This is a genomic window from uncultured Chitinophaga sp., from assembly GCF_937874145.1.
GTDB lineage: Bacteria > Bacteroidota > Bacteroidia > Chitinophagales > Chitinophagaceae > Chitinophaga.
In genome coordinates, this window is sequence record NZ_CALNBI010000323.1 from 1 (window position 1) to 3,603 (window position 3,603).

Annotated in this window: 5 protein-coding genes; 2 read left to right on the forward strand and 3 right to left on the reverse strand. The window is 57.4% G+C overall.

Going from position 1 to position 3,603, the window contains the following annotated elements:
* The 3 genes from Q0510_RS15630 to Q0510_RS15640 all read right to left on the reverse strand — a co-directional run.
* Positions 1-354: MFS transporter (locus Q0510_RS15630; protein WP_298713737.1), on the reverse strand; the 354-nt coding region annotated here is incomplete at its 3' end.
* Positions 355-372: 18 nt separating this feature from the next.
* Positions 373-1,521: a galactonate dehydratase gene (gene dgoD / locus Q0510_RS15635; protein WP_298713740.1), complete on the reverse strand. Its 1,149-nt coding sequence runs from the start codon at positions 1,519-1,521 to the stop codon at positions 373-375.
* A gap of 12 nt (positions 1,522-1,533) precedes the next feature.
* Positions 1,534-2,157 (reverse strand): bifunctional 4-hydroxy-2-oxoglutarate aldolase/2-dehydro-3-deoxy-phosphogluconate aldolase, encoded by a 624-nt coding sequence (locus tag Q0510_RS15640; protein ID WP_298713744.1) that lies wholly within the window; start codon positions 2,155-2,157, stop codon positions 1,534-1,536.
* 139 nt (positions 2,158-2,296) lie between these two features.
* Between Q0510_RS15640 and Q0510_RS15645 the strand changes: the two genes are divergently transcribed.
* Both Q0510_RS15645 and Q0510_RS15650 read left to right on the forward strand, forming a co-directional pair.
* Complete coding sequence (locus tag Q0510_RS15645) at positions 2,297-2,626, forward strand: metalloregulator ArsR/SmtB family transcription factor (RefSeq protein WP_298713748.1); 330 nt, start codon at positions 2,297-2,299, stop codon at positions 2,624-2,626.
* Between the two features lie 56 nt (positions 2,627-2,682).
* Positions 2,683-3,522 (forward strand): arsenite methyltransferase, encoded by an 840-nt coding sequence (locus tag Q0510_RS15650; protein ID WP_298713751.1) that lies wholly within the window; start codon positions 2,683-2,685, stop codon positions 3,520-3,522.
* The last annotated feature ends 81 nt before the right edge of the window (positions 3,523-3,603 follow it).

Here is a 3,603-nt window from a genome sequence, read left to right on the forward strand (position 1 = left end):
TTCCAAGGCGCCGGTGGCCATGCGCAGCCCGAACAGCGCGCCGAAGCCGCGCGCGAAGCCCTGCATGACCGTCGTGAGCGACCAGGCCACCAGGCTGAAGGCGTACAGGATGCGCGGGCTGAAGCGGTTCACCAGGATGCCGCCGGGGATCTGGAAGGCGAGGTACGTCCAGCTGAAAGCCGAAAATATCAGGCCCAGCTGTACGGGCGTGAAGGAGAATTCCTTATCGATTTCGGAAGCCGCCACGGCCAGGTTGCTCCTGTCCATGTAATTGATCACAACATTCACGAAAATGAGGAACAGGACCTGGAAGCGGACCCGGGTAGGTTTGACCGTGGAATTGATAGTTTTCATGTTGATGATGGGAAACGTTTACCATTCTGCCACACTGCCGTCGGTATGCCGCCAGACGGGATTACGCCAGTTATGGCCTTCTTCGGCCATCTTGCGGACGTGCGCTTCGTTGATCTCAATGCCGAGCCCCGGGCCGGAGGGGATATCCACGTATCCCTCGCGGTACTGGAACACGGTTTTGTCGGAAAGATAATCCAGCAGGTCGCTGCCCTGGTTATAATGGATGCCCAGGCTTTGTTCCTGGATGAAGGCGTTATGACAGGTCGCGTCTACCTGCAGGCAGGCCGCCAGGGCAATGGGGCCCAGCGGACAGTGGGGCGCGGCGGCCACGTCGAACGCTTCGGCCATGGAGATGATTTTCTTGCATTCGGTGATGCCGCCGGCGTGGGACACATCGGGCTGGATGATATCGGCGTAGCCGTCCATCAGCAGCGATTTGAACTGCCATTTGGAGAACATGCGCTCGCCGGTGGCGATGGGGATGGCCACATGCCGGGCGATCTCGCGGAGGTCTTCGTTGTTTTCGGGCAGCACGGGTTCTTCGATGAACATGGGGCGGAAGGGCTCCAGTTCTTTGGCGAGGATCTTGGCCATGGGCTTATGCACCCTGCCGTGGAAGTCGATACCGATGCCGAGGCCGGGCCCGCCGGCTTCCCTTACGGCCGCGATGCGGCTGATGGCGGCGTCGATTTTTTCGTAGCTGTCGATGTATTGCAGTTCTTCGGTAGCGTTCATTTTGACGGCGAGGAATCCCTGTTCCGCCATTTTGCGGGCGGCTTCGCCGGCTTCCGCGGGGCGGTCGCCCCCGATCCAGGAGTAAACCTTCATCCGGTCGCGCGCTTTGCCGCCGAGGAGCTGGTGAACGGGGGCGTTGTAGTATTTGCCTTTGATATCCCACAGGGCCTGGTCGATCCCGGCGATGGCGCTCATGAGGATGGGGCCTCCGCGGTAGAACCCGGCGCGGTACATCACGTTCCAGTGGTCCTCGATATGCATGGGATCTTTCCCGATGAGGTATTCCATCATTTCATCGACGGCCGTTTTGACGGTAGCGGCTTTGCCTTCGATCACGGGTTCGCCCCAGCCGGTGATGCCTTCGTCTGTTTCGATTTTGAGGAACAGCCAGCGCGGGGGCACCTGGAAGAGCTCGTAGCTTTTTATTTTCATGTGGAGGATGGTTTAGGAATGAAGGGCCTGGATGAAGCGCTGCGCCGTGGCCGTGAGCTGCCCGAGGTATTCCGGGGTAACGGATGCTTTGGCGTTGACGAGCGCGCTGCCGATGCCGAACCCTGCCGCGCCTGCTTTTTTAAAATCGCCGATATTTTCCGGCGTGATGCCGCCGGTGGGCAGCAGGTGCATTTTGGGCAGGGGGGCGGCGATGTCTTTGATATATGCCGGCGAAGTGGCGGGGAATACTTTGATCATATCGGCGCCCTGTTTATAGGCGGCATATACTTCCGTGGCGGTGTAGGCGCCGGGGATGCTGACCACGCCGAGGTCGCGGGCGGTACGGATCACTTCCGGCTCCAGGATGGGGGAGAGGATGAAGCGCGCCCCGGCATCGGCGGCCTGGCGGGCGGTGGCGGCGTCCAGCACGGTGCCGGCGCCGATGATCATTTTGTCACCCATTTTGGCGGATACTTCACGGATCACGGCGAGCGGGTCTTCCGAATTCATCGTCACCTCCAGCAGGCGGATGCCGCCGGCATGCATGGCTTCGGCGAGCGAAAGGACGGCCTCCGGCTTTACGCCGCGGACGATGGCAATGATCTTGTGTTCAAGGATTTGAGCGAGTACAGACATGGAATTTCGAGGGTTGTGGTGGAATGCAGGTAAGATAGGGAACATTAAGTGTATTTTCAACGTCTTTATAACAGACGCGGGAAACAAGCATGAAAATTTATTTGGTACGGATGCCAAATCTATCGTAATATTGCAATTAATGGGAGCATCGAGAACAGATTTATTCACCAAACAGCAGAATGAAGTCGCCGCTATGGCGAAGGCGATCGCGCATCCTGCACGGATCGCTATCCTGCAGCACCTCGTGAAAGCCAACTCCTGTATCTGCGGCGATCTCGTGGATGAGCTGGGTCTTGCACAGCCTACCATTTCCCAGCATCTCAAGGAACTGAAGGCCGTGGGGCTGATTCAGGGCACGGTGGAAGGTACTTCCGTCTGCTATTGTATCCACCCCAGGACCTGGAAAAAGTACCGCGATCTGTTCAACACCTTCTTCGACAACAACGTGCAGGAGGGGAACTGCTGCTGAGGATTTTTTTGCCTTGTTTCATCGCAATATTGCAATAAATATAAACATGCATTATTATGCCCACCGATCTCGAATTGAAGAACGCAGTACGGGAAAAGTACAGCGAAATTGCCTTGCAGGATAAGGATGCAAACGCCGCATCCTGCTGCGGCGCCACTTGTTGCTCCTCCGAGGTATACAATATCATGGCCGACGATTATTCCCAACTGGAAGGTTACAACCCAGACGCCGACCTGGGCCTCGGCTGCGGCCTGCCCACCGAGTTTGCCCGCATTGAAAAAGGAGATGTAGTGATCGACCTGGGGTCAGGCGCCGGCAACGACGCGTTCATCGCCAGGGCCGAAACCGGAGACTCGGGGAAAGTCATCGGTATCGACTTTACAGAAGCAATGATCGCCAAAGCCCGTCAAAATGCGGAAGCACGCGGGTTCAACAACGTGGAATTCAGGCAGGGTGATATAGAGCAGATGCCCGTGTCCGACGCATCGGCCGACGTAATCGTCAGCAACTGCGTTCTCAACCTTGTACCCAATAAAGCAGGCGTATTCTCGGAAATCTTCCGTGTATTGAAACCCGGCGGCCATTTCAGCATTTCGGATGTGGTGCTTACCGGCCCGCTGCCCGACGATCTCAGACAGGCCGCCGAAATGTACGCCGGCTGTGTTTCCGGCGCCAGCCAGCGGAATGAGTATCTCGATCTCATCGCCCGCAGCGGCTTTTGCAACACCACCATTCAAAAGGAAAAAGACATCGTGATCCCGGACGACATCTTGTCCCGGTACCTCGACCCTTCAGCTGTGGCGGCTTTCCGGGAGCAGGGCTCACTCATCCGCAGCATCACCGTATATGCCGAAAAACCCGAGGCCTGCAATTGCGGACCGGATTGCTGCAACTAAAACGCTGTACTTCATGAAGCAAATTCTCGTTCTCTGCACCGGCAACAGCTGCCGCAGCCAGATCGCCGAGGGGTATCTCCG

Bases quoted from the DNA above. Each gene is read 5' to 3' on its own strand.
- Q0510_RS15645 (WP_298713748.1), top strand. From the start codon at position 2,297: ATGGGAGCATCGAGAACAGATTTATTCACCAAACAGCAGAATGAAGTC.
- Q0510_RS15640 (WP_298713744.1), bottom strand. From the start codon at position 2,157: ATGTCTGTACTCGCTCAAATCCTTGAACACAAGATCATTGCCATCGTC.
- dgoD (WP_298713740.1), bottom strand. From the start codon at position 1,521: ATGAAAATAAAAAGCTACGAGCTCTTCCAGGTGCCCCCGCGCTGGCTG.
- Q0510_RS15650 (WP_298713751.1), top strand. From the start codon at position 2,683: ATGCCCACCGATCTCGAATTGAAGAACGCAGTACGGGAAAAGTACAGC.